Genomic DNA, 23,139 nt, shown 5'->3' on the forward strand with positions numbered 1-23,139 from the left:
CTTTTTAATAATGGTTTTACCCAGTATAAAAAAAGCCATGCACTTTCTTCAATCAAATAGTGCATGGCTTAATCTATTTTTGAGATAGGTAAAAGTGATTACTTGTTATCTGTCTCTTTGCTATACCAAATACCTTCCTCAAGTTGAGACTTAAGCTCAGGGTAGTCGTTAGCATCAAATGTAGGCACTTTGCCCGCTTTTAGCTGTCTGTTGTAATCTTTAGCAAGCTTAATCACGATGCCCGATAGTAAGATAATCGCGATCAAGTTAACGATAGCCATCAAGCCCATCGAAACATCCGCTAAAGCCCACACCATTGGCAGCGTCGCCACTGAACCAAACATCACCATACCTAGTACGATAATACGGAACAGGCCAAGACCCGCTTTGTGGTTGTGCTCTAGGAAGATAAGGTTGGTTTCTGCGTAAGAGTAGTTAGCAATGATTGATGTGAATGCGAAGAAGAAAATCGCTACAGCAACAAAAATGCCACCCCACTCACCTACTTGTGAACTCAATGCACGTTGAGTCAGTTCAATACCTGTCACTTCTCCGTGAGGCACGTACTCTCCTGACATCAGGATAATCGCTACTGTTGCACTACAAATTACGATGGTATCGGTAAACACACCAAGCATTTGCACATAACCTTGTGACGCTGGGTGTGGCGGATAAGGCGTAGCAGACGCTGCAGCATTAGGCGCAGAACCCATACCAGCTTCGTTTGAGAACAGACCTCGCTTGATACCTTGAATCATCGCTTGTGCAATGGCGTAACCTAGACCACCAGCAGCGGCTTCTTGTAGACCGAAGGCACTCTTGAAGATATACGCAATAACTTCTGGCACTTTCTCAAGGTTCATTACCATTACAACAATCGCTAGCGCAAGATAAGCCAGCGCCATAATTGGAACGATAAGTTCAGCAGTACGAGCAATCTTGCGAACACCACCGAAAATAACGAACGCAGATATAAGTACTATGGCAACACCGACAATCATAGGGTCGAAGCCAAATGCCGTGTTCATTGCGTTCGCAATAGCGTTCGCTTGTACGGCATTAAATACCAAACCGAAGGCAATAATTAGGAAGATTGAGAACAACACGCCCATCCAGCGCATGCCCAAACCTTTTTCCATGTAGTACGCAGGGCCACCACGGTAGTTGCCGTCGTCATCTTTGGTTTTGTATAACTGTGCAAGCGTACTTTCAGCAAATGATGTCGCCATACCTAGCATGGCAATGAGCCACATCCAGAAGATTGCACCTGGGCCACCTGCGGTTAGTGCAACGGCAACCCCAGCCATATTACCGGTACCAACACGTGCAGCAAGACTGGTACAAAGAGCTTGGAAAGAAGAGATACCAGCGCTGTCTGCTTTGCGGCTGTTCTTTAGCACACTGAACATGTGACCAAAATGGCGGAACTGAATAAACCCTAGGCGCACTGTAAAGTAAATCCCCACACCTACGAGTAAGTAAACCAGAATCGATCCCCAAAGAAGATCATTCATTAGATTAATAACGTCTGTCACTTTAAACCTCACTTAAAGTTAGAGTACCGAGCTGCACATCCAAGTGCGTCCTAAATTGCGTGGTTATCCCATCCATGTGGTTTTGTTGATTTCACTGTTTTTCACTGCAACTTAGCTTGTATTTCTTACCTATTGGGAACGACACACAAGTCGGCTTATTTTTTGACGGGCGGATTTTGCAGTCATGACGCGTAAAAATCAATACGCAACAAGAGGTATATTATTGTTATTTTTCACCATAAAATCACGAAAAGTTAACACTTTACAAAGCAACTTCATTACTTGTCATTATCAAATTCAACTTGTTTTCTTAACAATAGGTAAGCATAGCAAGTAATCTCCTTTGCATTCCCTTGTTTGGGGGTAAGCCTAGACATAGCAACGGATGAACGTTGCTTTACCAAATGGAATACTTTTTAGACATTATCATGCAATGAGAACCTTTCTCGTAGCACACGATTCGCTATCTACTCCCTTCTCAGCACACGGTATTAACAATCTCATCGAACAATTTCTTTTTCATAATGTGATTCAATCGGTTGTTTTTTAGACAAATGCGTTACTAAAAAGTGTGAGGTTGCATTCAAAATGGCATAAAAACTTCATACTTGCGAAACAAATGAGAAACAAATCAAAGTTAGTCTGCCTTGTAATGTGGTACTAAAAGGTCTCCGTGAGGAGAATAACAATAGTAGAGGTAGCTTATGGAAGGCTTTGAACTGGATGACATTGCGGAACTAGGTGCTCCACGTGCTCGCGCAGGACGCTCTAAACCGGTAAAAAGGAAATGGCGAGAAATTGAAGCTATTAAAGACAGACAGCGCTTACAAAAAGAACTGAACGATATGGATATCGGACTCGACTTCTCACTTGATGACGTTGATCTCTAAACCACCACTGATTCAATCTCAATAAGAATTTTCGCTTGTGAAGAGCCTGAAACTTCATGAGTGATAACATACAAAACCCTCTTTATAGAGGGTTTTGTTTTTTCTCAAATGTGCGTTGTATTCGACCTCCGGTGACAAAAATGTCAAGATAGTGCAATGTTTAACCACGTTGACTTCGGTTATGGTCTCAAAGCGAAAACCTATTCATCTAAATCGCGTCGAAAAGATCGTTGATTATATTCATCAGAATTTAGATAAACCGCTTACGGTCACTGAACTTGCCGATATAAGCTGCTGGTCTCGCTGGCAGTTACAACGTGTGTTTCAAGAGCAAACCAATCACAACCTTGCCCAGTACGTGCGAGAACAAAAGCTCAGCCGCGCAGCAGAGCAACTTTTAAAGAGTGACCAAAAGGTCACCGACATTGCGCTCGATTTTGGTTTTAATTCCGAAGTGAGCTTTAGCCGTGCCTTCAAGCAGCTTTTTGCCATCTCTCCAAGACAATATCGCCTAGTAGGCAAACTTAATGGTATCAGGCTGCCTCTAGTAATGAGCCCAGAATTGCCTCTTGCGCAAGCCGCAACGCAAGTCGTTAGAATAGAAAGTAAACCAGAAACTCAGTTTTGGGGCGTGTATGGGCCCATCGACTCCATCTATGCAGCGAATCCACAATTTAGTCAGCAAGTTCTCGATATTTGGGGCACCTTTACTCAAATCGCACTGCAACATTCGATCGCCCCAAATCACTTCTATTACGGTATTGTCGATACAGTGCGAGTATTGCCCAACTCACAGCTAGTGTATTGGGCAGCCAGTGATAACCCAGCATTTTCTCAAATTTCACAGCTTGAACACGTTACCATCCCTGCACAGATGTATGCCGTCATTACCCACGTAGGGCCTGCCGCTACGTTTCCAAAAACACTCGAGTGGGTACTGCAAAGTTGGCTACCAAGCTCCGGTTACATGGGTCTGGAGGGATTTGAGCTAGAGTGTTATCCAAGAGATTATCAACTGGAGAGCCACGAAGCCAAAATGGAGTTTTGGTTACCTATTCAATCGTTATAGCAGTACTTTCGACAAATCGTTTCCAAGAAAAAACTTGCACCAAATTGTTAAGTATCACAGAATCAAAATCCTTAGAATTGTAAATGAAAGTAATTATCAATAACATTTACATACTCTTTAAGAATCTTTTTCTATGATGTTAAAAACAAAACTTAGCCCAATTGCAGTGGCCGTAAGCATGCTAATTGCCGTGCCTACACTTTCAGTTGCAGAAGATAACCAGACAAGTCAAACACCTCAAACCGACGAGCAAATGACAGTACTGGGTAAGACTTATCGTAATACTGCCACTAAAACTTCATTGACGCCGGAAGAGACACCGCAAAGCATCTCAGTCATTGATCGAGAAACACTCGATCTGCGCGGCGTTAACTCCGTTGCTGAGGCCCTACGTTATACGCCAGGGGTACATACTCAGCTGCGTGGCGGCGCAGTAGGTCGTCTGGACCTATTTAACATACGCGGTTTTACCAACTACCAGAATTATTACGACGGTCTCCAACTCCAATACAATGCATGGAACCTTCAACCTCAAGTGGACGCGTTCGCTGTTGAGCAAATCGAAGTATTTAAAGGTCCAACATCCGTGCTCTATGGAGCGATGCCTCCTGGTGGTATGGTCAACTTAGTGGCCAAGAGACCAACACAAGAGCGAGCTACAGACATTAGCGTAGCGGGTGGTTCTCACGCTCACAAAGAGTTCACTATCGATTCTCGCGGTCAGATTGGCGATAGCAACTTTAATTACCGTTTCTTAGGAAAAGCTCTAAAAAGAGACGGTATGGCAGATACTTCCGAAGAAGAGCGTTACTTAATCGCACCTTCTGTCGATTGGAACGTCAGTGACAAAACACTGATTAACTTTAATGCCTACTATCAAAATGACCCTAAAGCGGGCATTTATACTTCTATGCCAGGTTACGGAACGGTACTGCCTAATCCAAACGGTGATCTCAGCAAAAATCTCTTCACCGGCGATCAAAACTGGAACAAGTTTGAAAAAGAAGTTGGTCTCTACGGGGTTAAACTGAATCATGAATTCAGTAATGACTGGACCTTATTGGTAAATACTCGCTACATGGATGGCTCGGCTCTACAGCACAATACCTACGGTACTGGCTTAGCTGCCGACGGTCGAACCTTGAGTCGTAACGCCTATCTAACCGATGAAAAGTCCAAAGGTTGGGTGTCTGATGCACAGGTAAACGGTAATTTTAATACTGGCAACTTGATGCACAACTTGCTTATTGGTTTGGATTATCAGCAGCTAGATTCAAAAGTGGACTACTTTGACGTTGCCACATCGACCATTGATATCTATAACCCTAACAATAATCAGCTAAGTGAAGAAGAGATCAAAAAGCAGATGGCCAGTGCAACGAATTACGGCAACCAAGTCGATTCGAAACAGCTGGGACTATACTTACAAGATCAGATGCGTCTTAACCGCCTTGTTATGATCGCTGGTGTTCGATTTGACAATTACAAGAGCGATACAACAGCCAACTCAACAGGCGCGACAACTACCCTAGACCAAAATAACACCTCATATCGTGTTGGTGCTTTGTACGAGTTCGACAACGGTATATCGCCATACATCAACTACGCAGATAGCTTTGAGCCTGTTGCAGGAACGGATAAAGACGGTAATGCCTTCAAGCCATCCACAGGTCATCAATGGGAAGCGGGTGTGAAGTACAACTCTGCCGACATGACCAAGATGCTAAATATTGCTGCGTTCCATATCACTAAGAAAGGTGCACTAGTCAAAGATCCAAATGGCTCGTTACCGCAGCATCAAATACAGGTCGGTGAAAGCGTTTCTAAAGGGGTCGAAGTTGAAAGTAAATGGTACGCGACGGATCGTTTAGATCTCGCGGCTAACTATACCTACCAAAATGTGGAAATTACGGAAGATACCGATCCGACTCAAATTGGTAAAAAACCGGTGTGGGTACCAGATCAAATGGCCAACTTATGGGCTAACTATAACTTCTACGGAACTGCGCTAGACGGTGCCATTCTTGGTGGTGGCGTGCGCTACATCGGTGAAACTCAGCTCGACGCGGCTAACTCTGGAACTATTCCGGGATACACTGTTGTCGACTTATCTTTAGGTTATGACCTAGGCACACTAGGAAGCAGTATGAAAGGGTCATCTGCATCCGTTGCGGTTACCAACTTGTTCAATAACGAAACATACACATGCTATGACTCATTAAACTGTTGGGCAAATGACGAACGTCGCATCGTTGCTAGGTTGAAATTTGGTTTTTAATGGTTAATGCAAACCTCACTCGCTAATCAACATGCGTCACGCCTTGAGGCGTTGACGCATGTCTCACAACAAGTCTCCCCTCTGTTAGTTGAACTGACAGAGGGAGCACACGTTATTGAACCCAATTCAACATCACGCCAAGAAGTACAGTCGCTTTATCAATACTGGAAGCAACACTATCCCGAAGCTGGTGCAGTCTACTGGCAAACACGTACTTGGACCATGTTAGTTTGGCAGCCAATTACCATCGCTTTAGTCACTACTTATTATGTCGAACACGTACCGCCAATCAGCACAATGAAACAAGCGGTAAATCTTGATAATGGTGTTGTTGGGCAGTTTGATTTTGCTGAACACAATTGGCAACTTGGCGACCAACATCAGCGCTTAGCCATTGCCGCCAAAGAGCTAAAATTACTTATTGCCGATCTAGCGCGACAACTCAGTGACGTATGCAGAATGAGCCCAGCCACTCAAGAGAAGCTGCTTGCTGACACTGTGATGGAAATGTTGCTTCGCGGACTCAATCATATGGTTAGCGTAAATCTACTAACCAAAGAACAACTGCACCCTACCTTTGCTCATGAACTTCAGCATTGGCAACAGGCTCTGGAATTGCCGCTTACTCGCTTTGGACGGCTAGATGTCTCCATCGACGGGGAATATTTCGTCCAACGACGCGCCTGCTGCATGCATTACCGACGTGCAGACGGTGATTATTGCCAAGGGTGTCCTCAAAAGAAATAACATAGCATTAGTAAAGATATTGATTTATATGAAGTATTTATCCTCTACCAAAAACTGATGATATTTCGTTACAAGATATTGATTAAGAGATAACAAATGATAACTCATATCAATATCATTTAGGCTGTATTTCTCCACGCAGTTGCAATACAATAACCGCGCTTCCAATGCAGACATGAAAACGGTAACACGACTCGTTTAATGCCATTCTTTCTGACTCGATTCACTGCGTTAACTCCGCAAATCAGTAGCAGACATTTGGAACCCGAATTCAACTAAATAACTGGTACTTTCTACTAGAAAGCAGAAGGCTCTTGAAATGAACAAAACGGCTCTTCGCCTGACCTTGTGTTCGCTCCCACTGCTGTCCGTAAGCAGCTTCGCGACCGCCAACGATCTTAATAGTGCTCGAAATGTCGAGGCGCAAACCATCACGCAAAGTGCACAAAGCCAAACTCGCATCAACAAGAGTAGCGATAAAGCATTTGAACTGAAGTCTGATATCGCGATGCTTGAGCAAGAAGTGGCGAACTTAGAAGTATACGAAAAGCACTTGCAAGCCGTTGTTGCTAATCAAGAAGAAGAGATGGCTAGTATTGATACTCAGTTAGAGCAGATCAGTGCAACTCGCCAAGGTGTTGTGCCATTGATGTATCAAATGCTTGCAGGGCTTGAAGCACATATTAAGCAGGACAAACCAATTCGAATTGATACACGTCTAGCGAGACTTGATGAGTTGAAGGCTTTGATGCCTCAAGCTGATGTCAGTGATGCTGAAAAGTACCGTCGTATTTTAGAAGCGTATCAGATTGAAATGGACTACGGCATTAAGCTAGGTAGTTACCGAGGCCTTATCCATGTTGGCAACGACATTGAAGCTGAGCAGCTTTATTTAGGCCGCCTTTCTCTGGTCGCTCGCAGTCTAGACAGAAACCAATATTGGTCATGGGATATCAACCAAAACCGCTGGGTTGCCGTTGATAGTGCGTTAGCCCCACAGATTGACAAAGCCTTTGCTATTGCTCACAAGCAAGCGTCTCCATCGCTTGTTGAACTTCCAGTATCATTGACCCCAGCGACTCAAACACAGGATCCTAGCTAATGCGTACGTTATCATTGCATAAATTTCCGCTTATGGTTGCGCTGCTAAGCCTTGGATTAGCACAACCTTCTTTAGCCGCAGAGAGTCTAACTTCAAAAGCCAAAACTGCTCAGCAACAAGAGAGTCAGCACAATGCAAACCGTGAAGCTGAGTTTAAGAAGCAAGAGCAGCAACTAGCGGCCCGTAAAGCTGAACTCGAGAAACGTAAAGCTCAACTGGACGCAAGCATTGAATCGCTCAGCACTGCATTTTCTGATAATGAACGTACCTTAGCAGAGCAACAAAAGAAGCTGCATTTAGAAACAGGCAGCTTAGGAGAACTGTTTGGCGTAGTCAGACAATCAGCCAAAGAGCTTCAAGTGGAACTCGATCATTCTGTCGCCAATACTGAGCAAGCTAAGCAAATCGCTGACATCAATGGTATCGTCGCGGCGAAAACATTGCCATCCATTCAGGAGCTGACGGGACTGTGGCGTGCTTATCAAGCCCAAATAGCCACCAGCACGACCTACGCCAACGTCCAAGTTCCCTTTGTTGCGGGTAACGGTGAAATCACCCAGCTCGATGCGGTTCGTTTAGGCAACTTTGCTTTACTGTCGGACCATGGTCCTATTGATTGGGATGGCAAGTTGGCCAGTGATTTCCCTCGCCTTCCTAAAAACGTTCCCACCTCAGCAGATGCGGCTGGTATTGTGACAGGCCAAACAGCCGCCCTTATCGACCCAAGCCGTGGTGATATCTACAAGCAGCTGGCGGATAACCCGACCTTAGCCGAGCGATTCGAACACGGTGGTATTGTCGGTAAGATCATTGCAGGGCTCTTTGTTCTAGGCATGATCATCGCTCTATATCGAGCAGCTGTTCTGATTACCACTGAGCAAAAGATCAACAAACAACTAAAATCACCGAGCACCCCTACTGATAACCCACTAGGTCGTGTTCTTAGCGTCTACAACAGCGAGAAACAGCTTCATGTTGAAGCACTTGAGCTACGACTGCTTGAGTCCATCATGGATGAGCAGCAGCACCTTGAACGTGGTCTGAGCATGCTTAAGCTATTGGCAGCTCTGGCACCAATGCTAGGTCTGTTAGGTACAGTTACCGGTATGATCGAAACCTTCCAAGTGATTACCCAGTTTGGTAATGCCGAGCCTCGTGTCATGGCGGGTGGTATCTCTATGGCATTGGTCACAACCGTACTCGGTCTGATTACTGCGATGCCACTACTTCTTGCTCACAACTTACTGAGTTCTAAGGCCGAAACGATTCGCAATATCCTAGAACGTCAGAGTGTTGGTCTTGTTGCAGAGCAAGCCGAAGTTCAAACCGTTGAGCATAAGGAAGCGTATGCCGCATAACCTATTCAGTTGGCTACCCGGTAGCGAGCATCTGAACCAGTTTATGACGCAAGGTGGGCCAGTATTATGGTGGCTCGCCGCGGTGGTGTTTATTTTTTGGTTAGTGGCCTTTGAACGAGTGATCTATTTCGCCAAGGTCTTTCCTACCGAGAAAAAAAGCTGGGTTGAGAAATGGGTAGCACGCCAAGATCATTACTCTTGGTACGCTCAGTCACAGCGCAATGCCATGCTAAGTGAAGCAGAGAATAAGCTTAAGCAAAACTTAAACTTGCTGAAGTGCCTACTTAGCTTGTGTCCCATGCTAGGACTACTTGGAACTGTCACCGGTATGATCACAGTATTTGATACCCTGGCCGCTCAAGGTAGCGCGCAGCCTCGCTTAATGGCAGCTGGTATTTCAATGGCGACGATTCCGACTATGGCAGGCATGGTCGCCGCACTCTCAGGCATGCTCGCCTATTCACGTATTCAAAAATGGAGTAGCAAAAGCCTACTTCAACTTGAACAGTTACTTAGAAGTGAACGTCACTTGTCTTCCAATGCGGCTCACTCAGGAGACTCTCAATGAGATTAGGTCATCGTAGAAAACAGACCGAAGAAGCCAATATCGATATGACGTCAATGCTCGATATTGTATTTATCATGTTGATCTTCTTTATTGTCACCAGTTCATTCGTTCGTGAGTCTGGTGTTGATGTTAATCGACCACAGGCAAGCCACGCCGTTAGCCAGAAAGATGCAGGGATCTTTGTGGCCATTACTTCCGCTAACGATATCTACATTGATAAACGTCGCGTGGACGTGGAACGTGTGCAAGCAACAATTGAGAAACTGTTGTTAGAACAACCTAATGCTTCGATGGTAATTCAGGCTGACAAGCACGCTTTCAATGGCACTGTGGTAGAGGTGATGGACAGCGCTAAAGGAGCAGGTGTCACGAAAATTGCGTTGGCGACGGAGAGCCCATAATGGTTCGACTACTGGCTAGTGTCCCACTTGCAGCTGCGTTAGCTTTTGCCCTGTTCTCTTTTATGAGTTGGATGATCGATATTGGGCCTAAAGCTAAGCCCGATGATAAGCCAAGGCTGAGTTATGATTTAGTTATGGTGGAACCAGATAGTGAAACAGCAAGGCGCCAACGTGTGCTCCCTGAGCCACCCAAAATGCCTTCAACGCCTCCTTCGGCAGCGGTGGTAAAACAAAGCTCACAAGTATCAAGTGTACAAACACCAAGTACACCTCAACTACCTAACATCGCCATTTCAACTCAAGTGGCAGGCGTGGCGCTCAATGCTCCAACCGTTCCAGATATAGGTCAAAACCAGCAAGTCATGCCATTACACCGTAAGGAGCCTCGCTATCCGCGTCGTGCATTACAGCGTAATATCGAAGGTTATGTGGTGATGTCTTTTACTATCGATGAAAGTGGTCGCCCGACGGATGTTCAAGTGGTAGAAGCCAAACCAAGACGAATGTTTGAACGTGAGGCGATGGTGGCACTTAAACAATGGAAATATCAACCGATGATTGTGAATGGCAAAGCGACTCCGCGCATCGGCCAAACCGTCAAATTAGAGTTTAAGTTGAATCAATGATAAAGCGTCTATTTGTTATCTCCACCCTAGCTCTGAGCAGTCTCTTGTTGACCACTAGTGTAGCTGCTGCCCCGCAACTTGGTATGCGAACAGCAACACAAGTTTCCAAGGCCTATGAGCTGGAGCAAGAGGATAAACTGAGCGAAGCCATTAAGCTTTTAGAAGGACTAAAGCCGAGTGCCAATTACGACAAAGCGTATGTGGCACGCATGCTAGGCATCTATTATTGGCAAGCTGAACAAGCTGACAAAGCCGTTAAACAGCTACAAATAGCCGTGAATACGGGGGCATTCGAAGATGAACAAGGTTGGCAAACGGAACGTATGCTGGCAGAACTTTTACTCTCTGAAGATAAACCTGAACAGGCGTTAGTGCACTTCAATCAGCTGACCAAAACCGCTGAAGCAAACAACATCAGCAAAGACCAAATCACCGGAGTATGGCTCAATAAAGCGCGAACTCATTACTTATTGCAGCAATGGAAACCTTTATTGGCGGCAATTAATGAATATCACAGGCGTGACAATACCCCTAAATTACAGCCATTAAGTTTGCAATTAACGGGTGAGATGCAATTAAAACGCTTGAAGAATGCGATTTTAACGACACAAAAGTTATTGGCGTTACAGCCGGATAACCTAATGTGGTGGCAGCAGTTGAGCTCACTCTATATGCAAACTAGGCAGTACAAATTGGCACTGGCAACCTTAGTATCCGCCGAACGCGCTGGTATTGAGTTACCAGAGAATCTTCAGGTCAGTAAAGCTCAGCTTTATTCTCAGCAAGGTATTCCCGAGAAGGCTGCTGAGTCCTTTGCCAATTTACAAGTTAAAGAGAGCGATATTGACACCATTATCAAGCAGGCAAGGCATTGGCAAATGGCTCGTGAGTGGTCAAACGCTCAAACGGCTTGGCTAGCAGCAGCAAGGCTTAATGGTAAGTACTATGAAGAGGTGGCAAGGTTGGAGCTTCAGCAAGGCGCATTCAATCAGGCGCTAAGTTCACTTAACAAAGTCACTGGTATTAATCAACAAGAGAAACTGTTACTGCAAGTGAGAGCCTATGTGGGCCTGAAAGATTACGCCAAGGCAACCAAGGTTGCTCAAGCAGCGCATAGAGAAAAGCCAACCACACAAACCGCAGACTGGTTGCAGTATTTAGAACAAATGAGTCAACCTCGCTAATACGAAAAAACCCAAGCTCAGCTTGGGTTTTTTATTGCTCTTTCATTTTCAAATGTCAAAACTAAACACTTTCGACATCATTTTGTCTGACGCGAGCGGCTAGCTGTTTGTAACGGTCAGCTATCGTATCACCAAAGACCGGATCGTCTTCGGTCACCGTCCATTGGCTTTCTACTACTTGCCAATCTTGGGTAGTAAACCGTTTTTCTATCAAAGGCAGCACAGATTGTTCTTCCAAATCAAGGTGGCGTTTTTGGTCTTGAATGAACTCCGATAAACGCCCCATGAATACTTCTTGAGGCACCACTGAGTCTTGGAGAATCATCTCGACAACATCTAGAAAAGCATGCGTCTTCTCTGATAGATCTAGATGGTCTGTCTCAAGGTTCTCTACTTGTTCTTGAGCACCGTATTTTTCGATAAAGTAGTGATAGAGAATGTCTTCTTTGGGGTGATGTATTTTTTCAGAATGATTGGCTAAGTAATCGACAATCTCTTTGACGATACTGTAGTTAATTGGCTGCTCTTTTTCTAGTAAGTGCAATTTTCGATTTAAAATCGCGAGCAATCGCACCATATAACCATGCTCCCGTCTAATCCTTTCGATCATCATGATCCTTCTCCCTAATTTTCCATACTCTTTGTAAGTGTATAAGAGAAAGTAGGATCATGTTTTGAGGATGCTCGAAAAACCACCAATTGACTAAGATTGCTTAATCTAGTCGTGGTTGCCAATCAACAGGTCGCTTACCCATACTTTGAAGTATTTGATTTGTTTTAGAAAAGTGGCCGCTACCGAAGAAGCCTCTATGTGCAGACAATGGGGAAGGATGAGGTGCAGTCAATACGTGATGTTTACTACGGTCTATCATCTTACCTTTCTTTTGAGCATGCGAACCCCATAGCAGGAAGACAATGCCTTCACCGTTCTGATTCAAAGCTTCTATAACTCGGTCAGTAAATGTCTCCCAACCTAATTTAGCATGAGAATGTGCCTGCCCTTGCTCCACAGTCAAGACCGTGTTTAACATCAACACACCTTGCTCTGCCCAGCTCTTCAGATAACCGTGCGCAGGTATCTCAAAACCCTCAATATCTTGAGCGAGCTCTTTATACATATTGACCAAAGAAGGTGGTGTCTTTACGCCTGGTAAAACGGAAAAACAAAGTCCGTGAGCCTGATTGGGTCCATGATAGGGATCTTGCCCCAACATCACTACATTCACATCCGAGAACTCAGTAAATCGAAATGCATTAAATACATCTTGAGCAGGAGGGAAAATCGCCTTCCCTTGAGTACGCTGTGCTTCAACATACGCCATGGTCTGTTGAAAGTACTCTTGTTGCTTTTCATTACCGATAACGTCGTGCCATGTGAGTGTTGTCATTGTGGGTCCCTGAAGATAAATACTTCAGGTAGTCTATCACTCAACGAAGGGTCACCACTACTGTCAATTTGGCGTGTCGCCATGCACTTTTCCTCGCCAGAGGCAGTGCTTATTATATTATTCATCGCTCAATGATTAGGATGCTTTATTTGCGGTGTTCGGTAATGACCTTGACCATGAATATGTCGGTTTGGGGTCGGAAAGCGAGTAGAACGCGTAGCATTTGGTCTAGGAGTTACTGGACGAGTCATAATGGCACCTACCTTATCGAATCACACATTTATGCAACATGCATGTAACATAGTATGAAAGAAAGATGCCAAAATGCCATGTAGCACACGAAAAAATCAGCAATTTATTGAAAAATGTCTCAATTGTTGGATCTCATCAGGCCAAATAGTGGGCTCTATTGTTTCTAAAATCAGTGGGATAGAATCAAATCGTTGATCTTGCATGATGTACTCAAAGCACGCCCATCCAATCTCTCCTTTACCAAGCGAGTGATGTCTATCAACCTTACCTCCCAACGGGATCTTTGAATCATTAAGGTGCATGGCTCGCAAATAGTGCATGCCAACAATTCGGTCAAACTCTGCAAATGTGTGCTCGCATGCCTCTTTAGTTCGTAAGTCGTAGCCAGCTGTAAAGGTATGACAGGTATCAAGACATACGCCGACCCTCGATTTATCTTCTACCTTATCAATGATGTGAGCTAAGTGTTCGAAGCACCAGCCAAGGTTAGTGCCCTGACCTGCGGTGTTTTCAATGACCGCGATGACATCCGGTACTTCTTGATGCGCTAAGTTAATGGACTCGGCAATACGGTCTAAACAATCACTCTCAGACAACTTTTTTAAATGACTGCCCGGATGAAAGTTAAGTAGTGTAAGCCCCAATTGTTGGCACCGCTCCATCTCATCGATAAAAGCAGCTCGAGACTTTTCAAGTTTATCCAACTCCGGCGCACCTAAGTTAATGAGATAAGAGTCATGTGGAAGAATTTGTTCCGCACGGAAGCCGTACTTTTGGCATTCCGATTTAAACCGTTGGATAACCTCGTCGGTCAACGGTTTTGCCACCCACTGTCGCTGATTCTTAGTAAAAAGAGCAAATGCGTTCGCACCGATTTCATTTGCCCTTTGTGGCACATTATCAACCCCACCAGCGGCGGAGACATGTGCACCAATAAATTTTTTCATATGATTGACTACCTGATCGAGTTCACAGTTTTTGAACTGTTATTTAGCGATCTTATACTTTCAGTTTTGGTTATGGAAGCCATTGATTTTACCTAGATAGCTAGCTTCTTACGGTGGTTTTGTTGTTTTATTACTACAAAATGGAAATTCAAATAATTTTTAATTATTAAAATATCATTTTAAAGCACCATTTTTAAAGGTTTGATTGACCTCAATCAAAAAATTAACCACAACTTCATTAATGTTTTTTGTTGTATTTTGATCCAAATCAATACTAGAATGCCCATAACGGGTTATATATAAGCCAGCTCGACAAGAATTGAAAATTAACACCACAAAAATGCCACTCTGAAAGTGGATTAGGAGATAGTGATGATTCAAGGTATCCAAATTACTAAAGCAGCAAATGACGATCTACTAAACTCAATCTGGTTGATCGACGGTGACAAAAACGAAGCACGTTGCGTTGCAGCAAATGCTGGTTTTGAAGCTGACCAAGTTATCTCTGTTAGCGACTTAGGCGAATACGAAAGCCGCGAAGTAGCAATCGAAGCTGCACCTCGCATCGAAGGTGGCCAACACCTAAACGTAAATGTTCTTAAGCGTGAAACTCTAGAAGACGCTGTTGCTAACCCAGAGAACTACCCACAGCTAACTATCCGTGTTTCTGGTTACGCAGTACGTTTTAACTCGCTAACTCCAGAACAACAACGTGACGTTATCGCTCGTACATTTACTGAGTCTCTATAATTAGAGACGTGATGTAAGCAAATACAGAAAAACAGACGCGCAAGCGTCTGTTTTTTTATGTATGTAAAATGGTGTCCGACACATACAAAAAAACCTCCCGAAGGAGGTTTTCAAAGCACATCAAGCACACACTAATATTTCAATCATGCCATCCACCTTAGGCATGTCATCTATATTGGACATCTCCTCTATCTTAGAGATGTCATCCCTGCGCAGGCAGGGAGCTAACTAATGCGCTTACAATATCACCGATTATTTCAGTGTCACTCGAGCAAACTTACGTTTACCGACTTGGTAAACCGCTTGGCCCGCAGCTGGTACTAGCTTAGTATCTTCCACTTTCTCGCCATCGATCTTCACTGCGCCTTGACGAATCATGCGCATTGCATCCGATGTTGAGTTAACCAGTGCTGCTTCTTTTAAAAGGTTACCAATTGGAAGGCCTGCTTCGAATTCGAATTCTGGCATTTCATCCGGCATCGCACCTTTTTGGAAACGATTGATGAACTCTTGCTCAGCCGCATCGGCATCCGCTTCAGTATGGAAGCGTGCGATGATTTCCTTCGCAAGTAGAATCTTAATATCTCGAGGGTTTGCGCCACCCTCAACATCGGCTTTGAACTGTTCAATCTCGCCTAGAGGACGGAATGACAGCAGCTCATAGTAGCTCCACATTAGCTCATCAGAGATAGACATGATCTTACCAAACATCTCTGACGGCGCTTCGCTGACACCAATGTAGTTGTGTGCAGACTTGGACATCTTCTTCTCGCCGTCCAAACCTACTAGAAGCGGCATAGTCAGCACAACCTGTGGTTTCTGACCATGTGATTTTTGAAGCTCACGGCCCATTAATAGGTTGAACTTCTGGTCTGTACCACCAAGCTCTACATCCGTTTTCATCGCTACTGAATCGTAACCTTGTAGCAGTGGATACATAAACTCATGAATTGCGATTGGCTGGTTGTTGCCATAGCGCTTTTTAAAGTCATCACGCTCTAGCATACGAGCTACAGTTTGGTTAGCTGCAAGGCGAATCATGCCCTCAGCACCCAGTTCTGATAGCCACTCAGAGTTAAATGCGATCGTCGTTTTCGCTGGATCTAGGATCTTAAACACTTGCTCTTTGTACGTTTCAGCGTTACGCAAAACGTCTTCACGAGTTAGCGGTGGACGCGTCGTGTTTTTGCCCGTTGGGTCACCAACCATACCAGTGAAGTCACCGATTAAGAAAGTCACATCATGACCTAGGTCTTGGAATGCACGTAACTTATTCAAAATTACTGTGTGGCCTAGGTGAATATCTGGTGCTGTAGGATCGGCACCCAGTTTGATGCGTAGAGGACGGTCCTCTTTTAACTTAGCAATCAGTTCTTCTTCTGGAATTAGCTCGTCAACACCACGTTTGATCTCAGCCAACGCTGCTTCAAGGTTCGCCATTCTTGTTCACTCCCACAGATTTGGCAAAAATATAATAGTTGGACATCTTACTTGAATAGCGATGTTTTTTGAAACCAGTTAGACTAATTGGTTTAGGAAATTTCAAAAATAATGTTGAATTGAACTCTCATGGTATCTGTTTTTAAGCGCCTGCCTTGGCTTCACCGTGCGCTCATCGCCTTTTTTACGGCACTAATCGTTATTGCCTTGTTCCTGCCAGACGTAACTGAGCTGGATGATGGGAATGACCGACTTGAAGTCGGCAAGCATTACGCCCTAACGATTGACAATAGCGCCTTTCCTATTGGTGATGCCATTCCACCAACCGTTGTACTCAATTGGGAAGAGCATACTGTTCGCTCTGGAGAAAGCGCTGCCATTCTCTTTCAACGTTTAGGACTGTCACCACGCTTGCTGCATGAGTTAATTTATACCAATAACGATATTAAACAGCAGCTCTCGAAATTGAGACCGGGAGATAAGCTAACATTCGGATTCGACGAGAATAGCGACTTTATCCAGCTAAAACGTAGGATTAACGACTATGAAACGTTCAAGATCACTCGTACTGATGACGGATTTACCTCGACTTGGGATAAAAAAGAGGTCGACTATCAATACAATTACGCACAAGCACAAATTTCATCTAACTTTTGGAACGCTGGGATTTCAGCTGGATTAACTGCTAATCAAATTATGGAGTTGGCCGGTATTTTCGGTTGGGATATCGACTTCGCGTTAGATATTCGCTCCGGTGACAGTTTTCAATTGCTATACCAAGAAAAAGTCGTGGAAGGAGAAGTGATCGGCCGTGGCAAAATTATCGCCGCGATTTTTAAAAACCAAGGCGATACCTTCAAGGCAATATTAGACGATAAGACGGGTAACTATTACGACGAAAATGGTCGCGCAATGAAGAAAGCGTTCTTGCGTTCCCCACTCGATTTTCGCCGTGTAACATCAAACTTTAACCCAACTCGTCGCCACCCAGTGACCGGAAAAGTTCGCGCCCACCGAGGCACCGATTATGCCGCGCCAGTCGGTACACCAATTTGGGCTGCTGGTGACGGTATTGTCCAGAAATCCAGTTATAACCAGTTCAATGGTAATTATGTATTCATCAAACACAGCAATACGTATATCACCAAGTACTTGCACTTGACGAAGCGAACCGTAAAAACCGGACAACGAGTAAAACAAGGTCAAACTATTGGTACACTTGGCGGGACAGGTCGTGTAACCGGACCTCATCTTCACTATGAATTCTTAGTAAATGGCGTCCATAAGAACCCGAGAACGGTAAAACTGCCGCAATCTAAATCGTTAACAGGTAAAGCTAAGCAGACCTTCCTAGCCAATGCTGAGAACCGACTCAACACCTTAGATAGATACAGTGAATTGTTATACGCCAACAACTAAGTTCAAGAGCCGGAACACCAAAATAGAAAAACCCTAGCTATTCGCTAGGGTTTTTCTTTAACTACTGCAGCTTAATCGCTAGAGCTTAGTGTGGCTTATTTGGTGTATCGCGATACATCTCTTCAATTTCATCTTGGTAGCGATCGTTGATCACTTTACGGCGAAGCTTTTGCGTTGGCGTCAGCTCACCTTTATCCATAGAGAAACCCGTCGGCAGCAACTTGAACTTTTTCACCTGCTCAAACTTTGCCAGCTCTTTTTGCAGTTCAGTTATACGCTTCTCAAACATCTCAACCACTTCATTGTGCTTAATCAGCTCAAGACGATCATGATATTTAATATTAAGCTCTTTAGCGTACTCTTCTAACGTATCAAAACATGGCACGATCAGCGCCGACACGAATTTACGGGTATCGGCAATAACAGCAATTTGCTCGATGTAATGGTCTTTACCAATCGCACCTTCAATCGCTTGTGGGGCAATATACTTACCATTTGAGGTTTTCATTAGCTCTTTAATACGGTCAGTGATAAACAGATTACCTCGCTCATCAAATTGACCCGCATCACCAGTTTTTAGGAAACCATCGGCATCAAACGTTTGCGCGGTTTCTTCCGGCAATTTATAGTAGCCACGCATAACCATTGGTCCGCGAACTAATATTTCATTGTTCTCGCCAATTTTCACTTCCGCACCAGGCATCGGCATACCGATAGAGTCTGGGTTATAACAAGTATCGTCCCAGCACGAGACGGTTGCCGTTGTTTCGGTCATACCGTAGCCAAGCTTGACATTGATACCAATGGCTTGAAAAAAGCGACCAATGGTTTCATCAAGTTTAGCGCCGCCACAAGGCATAAAGTTAATACGTCCACCTAGTAGCTCACGTAACTTACTCAACACCAACTTGTCTGCCAATGTATGACTCTTCTTAAGAATCAATGAAGGCTCAACGTTGTCCTGACGGCATTGTGCCATTTTCGCACCCATGTTGACCGCCCAGGTAAACATAATCTTGCGATGAACGGGCGCTTTAGAAACACGTTCATGAATAGCTGAGAAGATTTTTTCGTAGAAACGAGGCACCGCACTCATTACTGTAGGACGAATCTCACTCAATGCATCACGAACCTGCATTGTATCTTGTAGATAGCAGTTGGTGCCGCCTTGATACAATACATAGAACGTCCAAGCACGCTCGAACACGTGTGATAGCGGTAAGAAGCACAATGATACGTCTCGATCAGTAAGGCTTAACCTTGCATCATGACCTTTCAACTGTGCTGCGATGTTAGCGTAATCTAGCATTACACCTTTAGGTTGACCTGTGGTACCAGACGTATAAATCAGCGTTAGCAGATCATCGTAATTGGCCTGTTCTAGTCGCTCTGATAGCGTGGACTGTTGTTCAATGCTGGCATCAGACATAAAGCTTTGCCAGCTCACACTGAAATCATTTTCAGCCAGAACGATGTCATCACTCATCGCGACGATAAGCTCTAACTGACTGCACTCTTCATAAATAGATAAAGCCGCATCATACTGCGCTTGCTCTCCAACGAATAAGATACGAACGTCAGCGTTCTGAACGATATAGCTGGTTTGAGCTGGGGTATTTGTAGGGTATAGCGGCACGGTTACCGCGCGAATTTGCAATGCTGCTAAGTCAGCAATTGTCCACTTCGGCATGTTATTGGAAATGATACCGATTTTGTCTTGAGGTTGGATTCCTTTTCCAAGTAGAGCCAGAGATAACGCATCAACGTTTACCCCAAACTCCTTCCAGCTAATCCCTTGCCACACATTGTTGATTTTATGTCGTAAGGCGATCTTGTCGCCACCTTGTGCGATTCGGTCACGAATCTTCTTTACAATATGGAAATCTAAATTAGCCATGTTCTATCTTTACCTTTTAGCTTACACATGTAAGCTTTTTGAGCGCACAAGTGTACCTATGCTCGTAAAAAAGGCAACCGACCTATATCAAAGTTATCAATAATAGTTATCGGTTTAATCATTCAATGATAATAACTTTCTGTAAAAACTAAAAAAGCCCTGTACAGATACTGTTCAGGGCTTGCTCTAGAAAGTTGTAATAGACTATGACAACGCGACAACTTCGCCGCAGATGACCATCAACTGATCACGCAACCAGATGTGACCTTTATCTTTCTCACTCGACTCATGCCAACTCAAGTAGCCGCTGATTTTGGTGTTTTCTAATGGCAGTGAAAGTACTTGTAGCTGCTCTTTATTAACCGCATTTTCTACCAACCAACGTGGTGCGATAGTCACAAGCTCAGATTGACCAACCACATAAAGCACGTTGCTTAGACTGGTTCCTTCATAAGATGCTTGGCACTCCAGTTCACGATATGCTTGCTCAGAGAAGCTGCGAACACCGTGTACTTTAGATAACTTAGCGTGCTTTTCATGTGCTAACTGAGCTGTGCTCACTACACCATGAATTCGTGGGTGATTCTTGGCAGCAACTACAACCAGTTCATCTTGGAAGATCTCTGTGCTTGAGAAGCCTTGCGCATCATAACGAGCGTAATCAATGACAAAATCAATTTCTTGATAACGCATGCGATCTGCTAATTGACGGTCAGCTTCAGCGTCCAAGTGCAATTGAACGTGAGGCGCTTGCTCGGAAATAGTGTGCATGATTTTTGGAGCAAAACGCATATCACATGGAGAACAAATTGCCATTTTGAACAGGCGAGTTGATGTTTCTGGTGTAAAAATAGAACTCGGTAGTTCATTGCGAATCAACTGCAATGCTTGGCGCACAGGACCAAACAGCTGACGAGCACGTTGTGTTGGTTGAATACCACGGCCCTGACGCATAAATAGCTCATCGTTGAACATCACTTTAAGGCGCGCAACGGCATTACTAACTGCTGGTTGCGACATACCCAAATTGTGTGCCGCGCGAGTGATATTCTGCTCTTGCATCACTGCGTCGAAAACAGTCAATAGGTTTAGATCTACGCCGCGTAATGTGCTTTCCATGCGGTAGCTAGCGATAGCGCTCATAGCATCTTTTTTGTCTAACATTTAGTAAGCCTCGTGTAATTTCAATCTCGAATATGTGAGTAAGGATTAATGGTTAGCAACAGGAGTTATTTACTCGCTACCACTACGTACCTTACAACGTTCTATTAATCCTCTGCATAGTTCGAGGACAAAACAAACTATCTACTAATAACAAACCCAACACCAACAAGTTTGACAAAGAATCACCAAATTTTATCGATACAAATACATTATCCATTAACAACAATAAGTTACATTATATATAAAAAAAGATAAATTACATTTTTAATAACTTTTGTCCGTTACAACTTCTAAAACCATAACTAGTAAGTATATCTTTCGAAATTTCCAACGCATTAGCTATATCTAACTACCATATAGAACCACTTTCAAAGTATTCGCATAATAGATACATCACGTCTATCATTCAAAATGAATTGATGCTTATGGCAAATACAACAACGACGTATTACAGAGCTTTAATCGCAAAAAAGCCGCTCAATGCGGCTTTTCGTTAAAGTGATAAAGGTGGCTAAACGATCGTTAAATGGAAGCGTAGCTCGGAAAATCAACTTTCTCCCATAAACGATGACGTAGCTGCTGGCTACAATCCCAGTTTCCAGCTATTAGCCACTCCGCAATCTCGTTAGCAACATCTGGATAGGTTACTCGTTCAGCTTGCTTTTCATCTAACCAAGCACGAATGACTGATGCATCAAGGAAGTCCATGGACTGAGCAAGCCCTAAGCTCTCTAGCGTTGCGGCATTACTTTGTTGTTCAAACTGACCATCAAGTGGTTTTACCAATAGCTTCTTACCTAAGCTCAGTGCTTCAGACGGCAACTCAAACCCACCATTGGCGATTACCCCTTGGCAACGGTGCAGATCGCGCTGAAACTGCTCATGACTCAGCGGCTTCATCAGAATGTTTTCGACTTGTTGCTGCTCAATAATCTCAGGGTGATAACAGATAAAACGTTGATTTACGAAGCGCAATAGCACATCGATAATGGTTTGTGTGTTTTCAAAAGGCAGGTAAATTAATACGAAGTCTTCCGAGGTCACATCATGTCCGTTGGTATGAACAATAGGCGGTAAGATAGGTTGGCCAAAATGATACCAATGCAGACCTAGTTGATACTGAGAAGGTGCAAAATGTTGGATAACTGAGTCATCAATCCAGTTCGCCCCCTTTTGTGGTACATCAAATAGAAACGCATTTTGATGGCTGATGCTTACGGTTGGTACGTTTTGAGAGCGCGCTGCCCAAGCCGTGATTGGCTCAAAGTCGTTGATGACTAAGTCATAGTCCGAGACATCCATTTGTCTCACTTCACTAAAAAAGCTGGTTAAACTATTTTCCATTACTGTTTTCAAGTAATTAACTTTGCCATCCTCGGTCACAAAACTAAATCCCCGTCGGGTTTGGTAATCACCAAATTGCTCCATGGAAAAATACTTGTCTTTGTCGCGTCCGGAAAATAGAAAATCTACCTCGACATCATGAGACTTCAGTGCCTGAGACATCGCTCTCGCTCTGGCAATATGTCCATTTCCAGTCCCCTGAACACCGTAAAGAATCTTCATCAATATCACCTTTTAAACTAACTCAAGCACGTAACTGATCGATACATGCGCAGCGGATACACCTAAGACAGCACCAATAACCACATCAGTAAGAAAGTGAACCCCGAGCAGAATTCGTGACGCACCAATCAGCAACGCCCATATCAAAGCAGCGTCATACCAAGCTGGATAGAAGTGCCCGATTATTGTTGCCATTAGAAACGCCGCTGCGGTATGCCCTGAAGGCAGGCTGTAACGATCAGAAGGCGTGATGAAGGCCTGAAGAAGATGAGAGAACTCTTCAGGACGGCGGCGTTTAAAACTGTTCTTCGTTAACCAATAAATAGGTAGCTCAATGGCGAAAGCCAGCAACGCAGCAGCAAAGAACAAACGCCCTGCCACATCGTCCATAAACCAAATCATCAATCCTAATATTAGGTAAAGATGACCATCTCCAGTTCTGGACACCCAACGGCTGATCTTAGCGACCGGAGCATTAAAGCGATGCTGCAAGCAAAACAATGAAAAGGCTAAATCCATTCGCGCAATTGGCTCAATGGTTCTCATAACTCACTCCTT

21 protein-coding genes are annotated in these 23,139 nt (G+C 44.2%); 12 read left to right on the forward strand and 9 right to left on the reverse strand.

Features of this window, described 5'->3' with window-relative positions:
* Positions 1 to 98: 98 nt before the first annotated feature.
* Entirely contained in the window at positions 99 to 1,535 is a 1,437-nt protein-coding gene (locus tag OH456_RS15845; protein ID WP_038225549.1) for an alanine/glycine:cation symporter family protein, read from the reverse strand.
* Between the two features lie 704 nt (positions 1,536 to 2,239).
* On the opposite strand from OH456_RS15845, the gene OH456_RS15850 reads away from it, so the two are divergent.
* The 10 genes from OH456_RS15850 to OH456_RS15895 all read left to right on the forward strand — a co-directional run bounded on the left by OH456_RS15850 (position 2,240) and on the right by OH456_RS15895 (position 11,758).
* On the forward strand, positions 2,240 to 2,425 hold the full coding sequence (locus OH456_RS15850) for a DUF3545 family protein (RefSeq protein ID WP_006075440.1): 186 nt from the start codon (positions 2,240 to 2,242) through the stop codon (positions 2,423 to 2,425).
* A 181-nt stretch (positions 2,426 to 2,606) separates the two neighbouring features.
* Positions 2,607 to 3,494, forward strand: coding sequence for a helix-turn-helix domain-containing protein (locus OH456_RS15855; protein ID WP_006075439.1), 888 nt, complete (start codon positions 2,607 to 2,609; stop codon positions 3,492 to 3,494).
* A 133-nt stretch (positions 3,495 to 3,627) separates the two neighbouring features.
* Entirely contained in the window at positions 3,628 to 5,772 is a 2,145-nt protein-coding gene (locus tag OH456_RS15860) for a TonB-dependent siderophore receptor (RefSeq protein ID WP_206379133.1), read from the forward strand.
* A gap of 6 nt (positions 5,773 to 5,778) precedes the next feature.
* Positions 5,779 to 6,519, forward strand: a complete 741-nt coding sequence (locus OH456_RS15865) for a siderophore ferric iron reductase (protein WP_270033828.1) — start codon at positions 5,779 to 5,781, stop codon at positions 6,517 to 6,519.
* A gap of 319 nt (positions 6,520 to 6,838) precedes the next feature.
* Positions 6,839 to 7,621, forward strand: coding sequence for a DUF3450 domain-containing protein (locus OH456_RS15870; protein ID WP_088876712.1), 783 nt, complete (start codon positions 6,839 to 6,841; stop codon positions 7,619 to 7,621).
* Between the two features lie 14 nt (positions 7,622 to 7,635).
* Complete coding sequence (locus tag OH456_RS15875; RefSeq protein ID WP_443088638.1) at positions 7,636 to 8,979, forward strand: MotA/TolQ/ExbB proton channel family protein; 1,344 nt, start codon at positions 7,636 to 7,638, stop codon at positions 8,977 to 8,979.
* Entirely contained in the window at positions 8,969 to 9,547 is a 579-nt protein-coding gene (locus OH456_RS15880; RefSeq protein ID WP_062456778.1) for a MotA/TolQ/ExbB proton channel family protein, read from the forward strand. Before OH456_RS15875 ends, OH456_RS15880 begins: the two co-directional genes overlap by 11 nt.
* Entirely contained in the window at positions 9,544 to 9,948 is a 405-nt protein-coding gene (locus OH456_RS15885) for an ExbD/TolR family protein (protein ID WP_006075432.1), read from the forward strand. Before OH456_RS15880 ends, OH456_RS15885 begins: the two co-directional genes overlap by 4 nt.
* Positions 9,948 to 10,574: an energy transducer TonB gene (locus OH456_RS15890; RefSeq protein WP_270033829.1), complete on the forward strand. Its 627-nt coding sequence runs from the start codon at positions 9,948 to 9,950 to the stop codon at positions 10,572 to 10,574. Before OH456_RS15885 ends, OH456_RS15890 begins: the two co-directional genes overlap by 1 nt.
* A complete protein-coding gene (locus OH456_RS15895; protein ID WP_270033831.1) occupies positions 10,571 to 11,758 on the forward strand; it encodes a tetratricopeptide repeat protein in 1,188 nt (395 codons plus the stop codon). The genes OH456_RS15890 and OH456_RS15895 overlap by 4 nt, the downstream gene beginning before the upstream one ends.
* 61 nt (positions 11,759 to 11,819) lie before the next feature.
* On the opposite strand, the gene OH456_RS15900 is transcribed toward OH456_RS15895, so the two are convergent.
* The 3 genes from OH456_RS15900 to nfo form a co-directional block, all read right to left on the reverse strand.
* Positions 11,820 to 12,371, reverse strand: coding sequence for a hemerythrin domain-containing protein (locus OH456_RS15900; protein ID WP_006075429.1), 552 nt, complete (start codon positions 12,369 to 12,371; stop codon positions 11,820 to 11,822).
* Between the two features lie 100 nt (positions 12,372 to 12,471).
* The gene (gene ung, locus OH456_RS15905) at positions 12,472 to 13,146 is read right to left on the reverse strand and encodes a uracil-DNA glycosylase (RefSeq protein ID WP_096441801.1); all 675 of its coding nucleotides are present in this window, start codon (positions 13,144 to 13,146) and stop codon (positions 12,472 to 12,474) included.
* A 347-nt stretch (positions 13,147 to 13,493) separates the two neighbouring features.
* Positions 13,494 to 14,345 (reverse strand): deoxyribonuclease IV, encoded by an 852-nt coding sequence (nfo, locus tag OH456_RS15910; RefSeq protein WP_270033832.1) that lies wholly within the window; start codon positions 14,343 to 14,345, stop codon positions 13,494 to 13,496.
* 372 nt (positions 14,346 to 14,717) lie between these two features.
* Between nfo and grcA the strand changes: the two genes are divergently transcribed.
* Positions 14,718 to 15,095, forward strand: coding sequence for an autonomous glycyl radical cofactor GrcA (gene grcA, locus OH456_RS15915; RefSeq protein ID WP_031494358.1), 378 nt, complete (start codon positions 14,718 to 14,720; stop codon positions 15,093 to 15,095).
* Between the two features lie 252 nt (positions 15,096 to 15,347).
* Here grcA and tyrS read toward each other — a convergent pair whose 3' ends face one another.
* A complete protein-coding gene (tyrS, locus tag OH456_RS15920) occupies positions 15,348 to 16,535 on the reverse strand; it encodes a tyrosine--tRNA ligase (protein WP_062456773.1) in 1,188 nt (395 codons plus the stop codon).
* 129 nt (positions 16,536 to 16,664) lie between these two features.
* On the opposite strand from tyrS, the gene OH456_RS15925 reads away from it, so the two are divergent.
* Positions 16,665 to 17,954, forward strand: coding sequence for a peptidoglycan DD-metalloendopeptidase family protein (locus tag OH456_RS15925; RefSeq protein ID WP_107306313.1), 1,290 nt, complete (start codon positions 16,665 to 16,667; stop codon positions 17,952 to 17,954).
* 85 nt (positions 17,955 to 18,039) lie between these two features.
* On the opposite strand, the gene OH456_RS15930 is transcribed toward OH456_RS15925, so the two are convergent.
* The 4 genes from OH456_RS15930 to OH456_RS15945 all read right to left on the reverse strand — a co-directional run bounded on the left by OH456_RS15930 (position 18,040) and on the right by OH456_RS15945 (position 23,127).
* Complete coding sequence (locus tag OH456_RS15930) at positions 18,040 to 19,851, reverse strand: AMP-dependent synthetase/ligase (protein WP_270033833.1); 1,812 nt, start codon at positions 19,849 to 19,851, stop codon at positions 18,040 to 18,042.
* A 204-nt stretch (positions 19,852 to 20,055) separates the two neighbouring features.
* Positions 20,056 to 21,015 (reverse strand): transcriptional regulator LeuO, encoded by a 960-nt coding sequence (gene leuO, locus OH456_RS15935; RefSeq protein WP_006074856.1) that lies wholly within the window; start codon positions 21,013 to 21,015, stop codon positions 20,056 to 20,058.
* Positions 21,016 to 21,537: 522 nt separating this feature from the next.
* Positions 21,538 to 22,581 (reverse strand): MJ1255/VC2487 family glycosyltransferase, encoded by a 1,044-nt coding sequence (locus OH456_RS15940; RefSeq protein WP_107306315.1) that lies wholly within the window; start codon positions 22,579 to 22,581, stop codon positions 21,538 to 21,540.
* Between the two features lie 12 nt (positions 22,582 to 22,593).
* Positions 22,594 to 23,127: a phosphatase PAP2 family protein gene (locus tag OH456_RS15945; RefSeq protein WP_038229191.1), complete on the reverse strand. Its 534-nt coding sequence runs from the start codon at positions 23,125 to 23,127 to the stop codon at positions 22,594 to 22,596.
* Positions 23,128 to 23,139 lie beyond the last annotated feature (12 nt).

Origin of the sequence: Vibrio sp. La 4.2.2 (assembly GCF_027586995.1) — a bacterium.
Lineage (GTDB): Bacteria > Pseudomonadota > Gammaproteobacteria > Enterobacterales > Vibrionaceae > Vibrio > Vibrio mediterranei.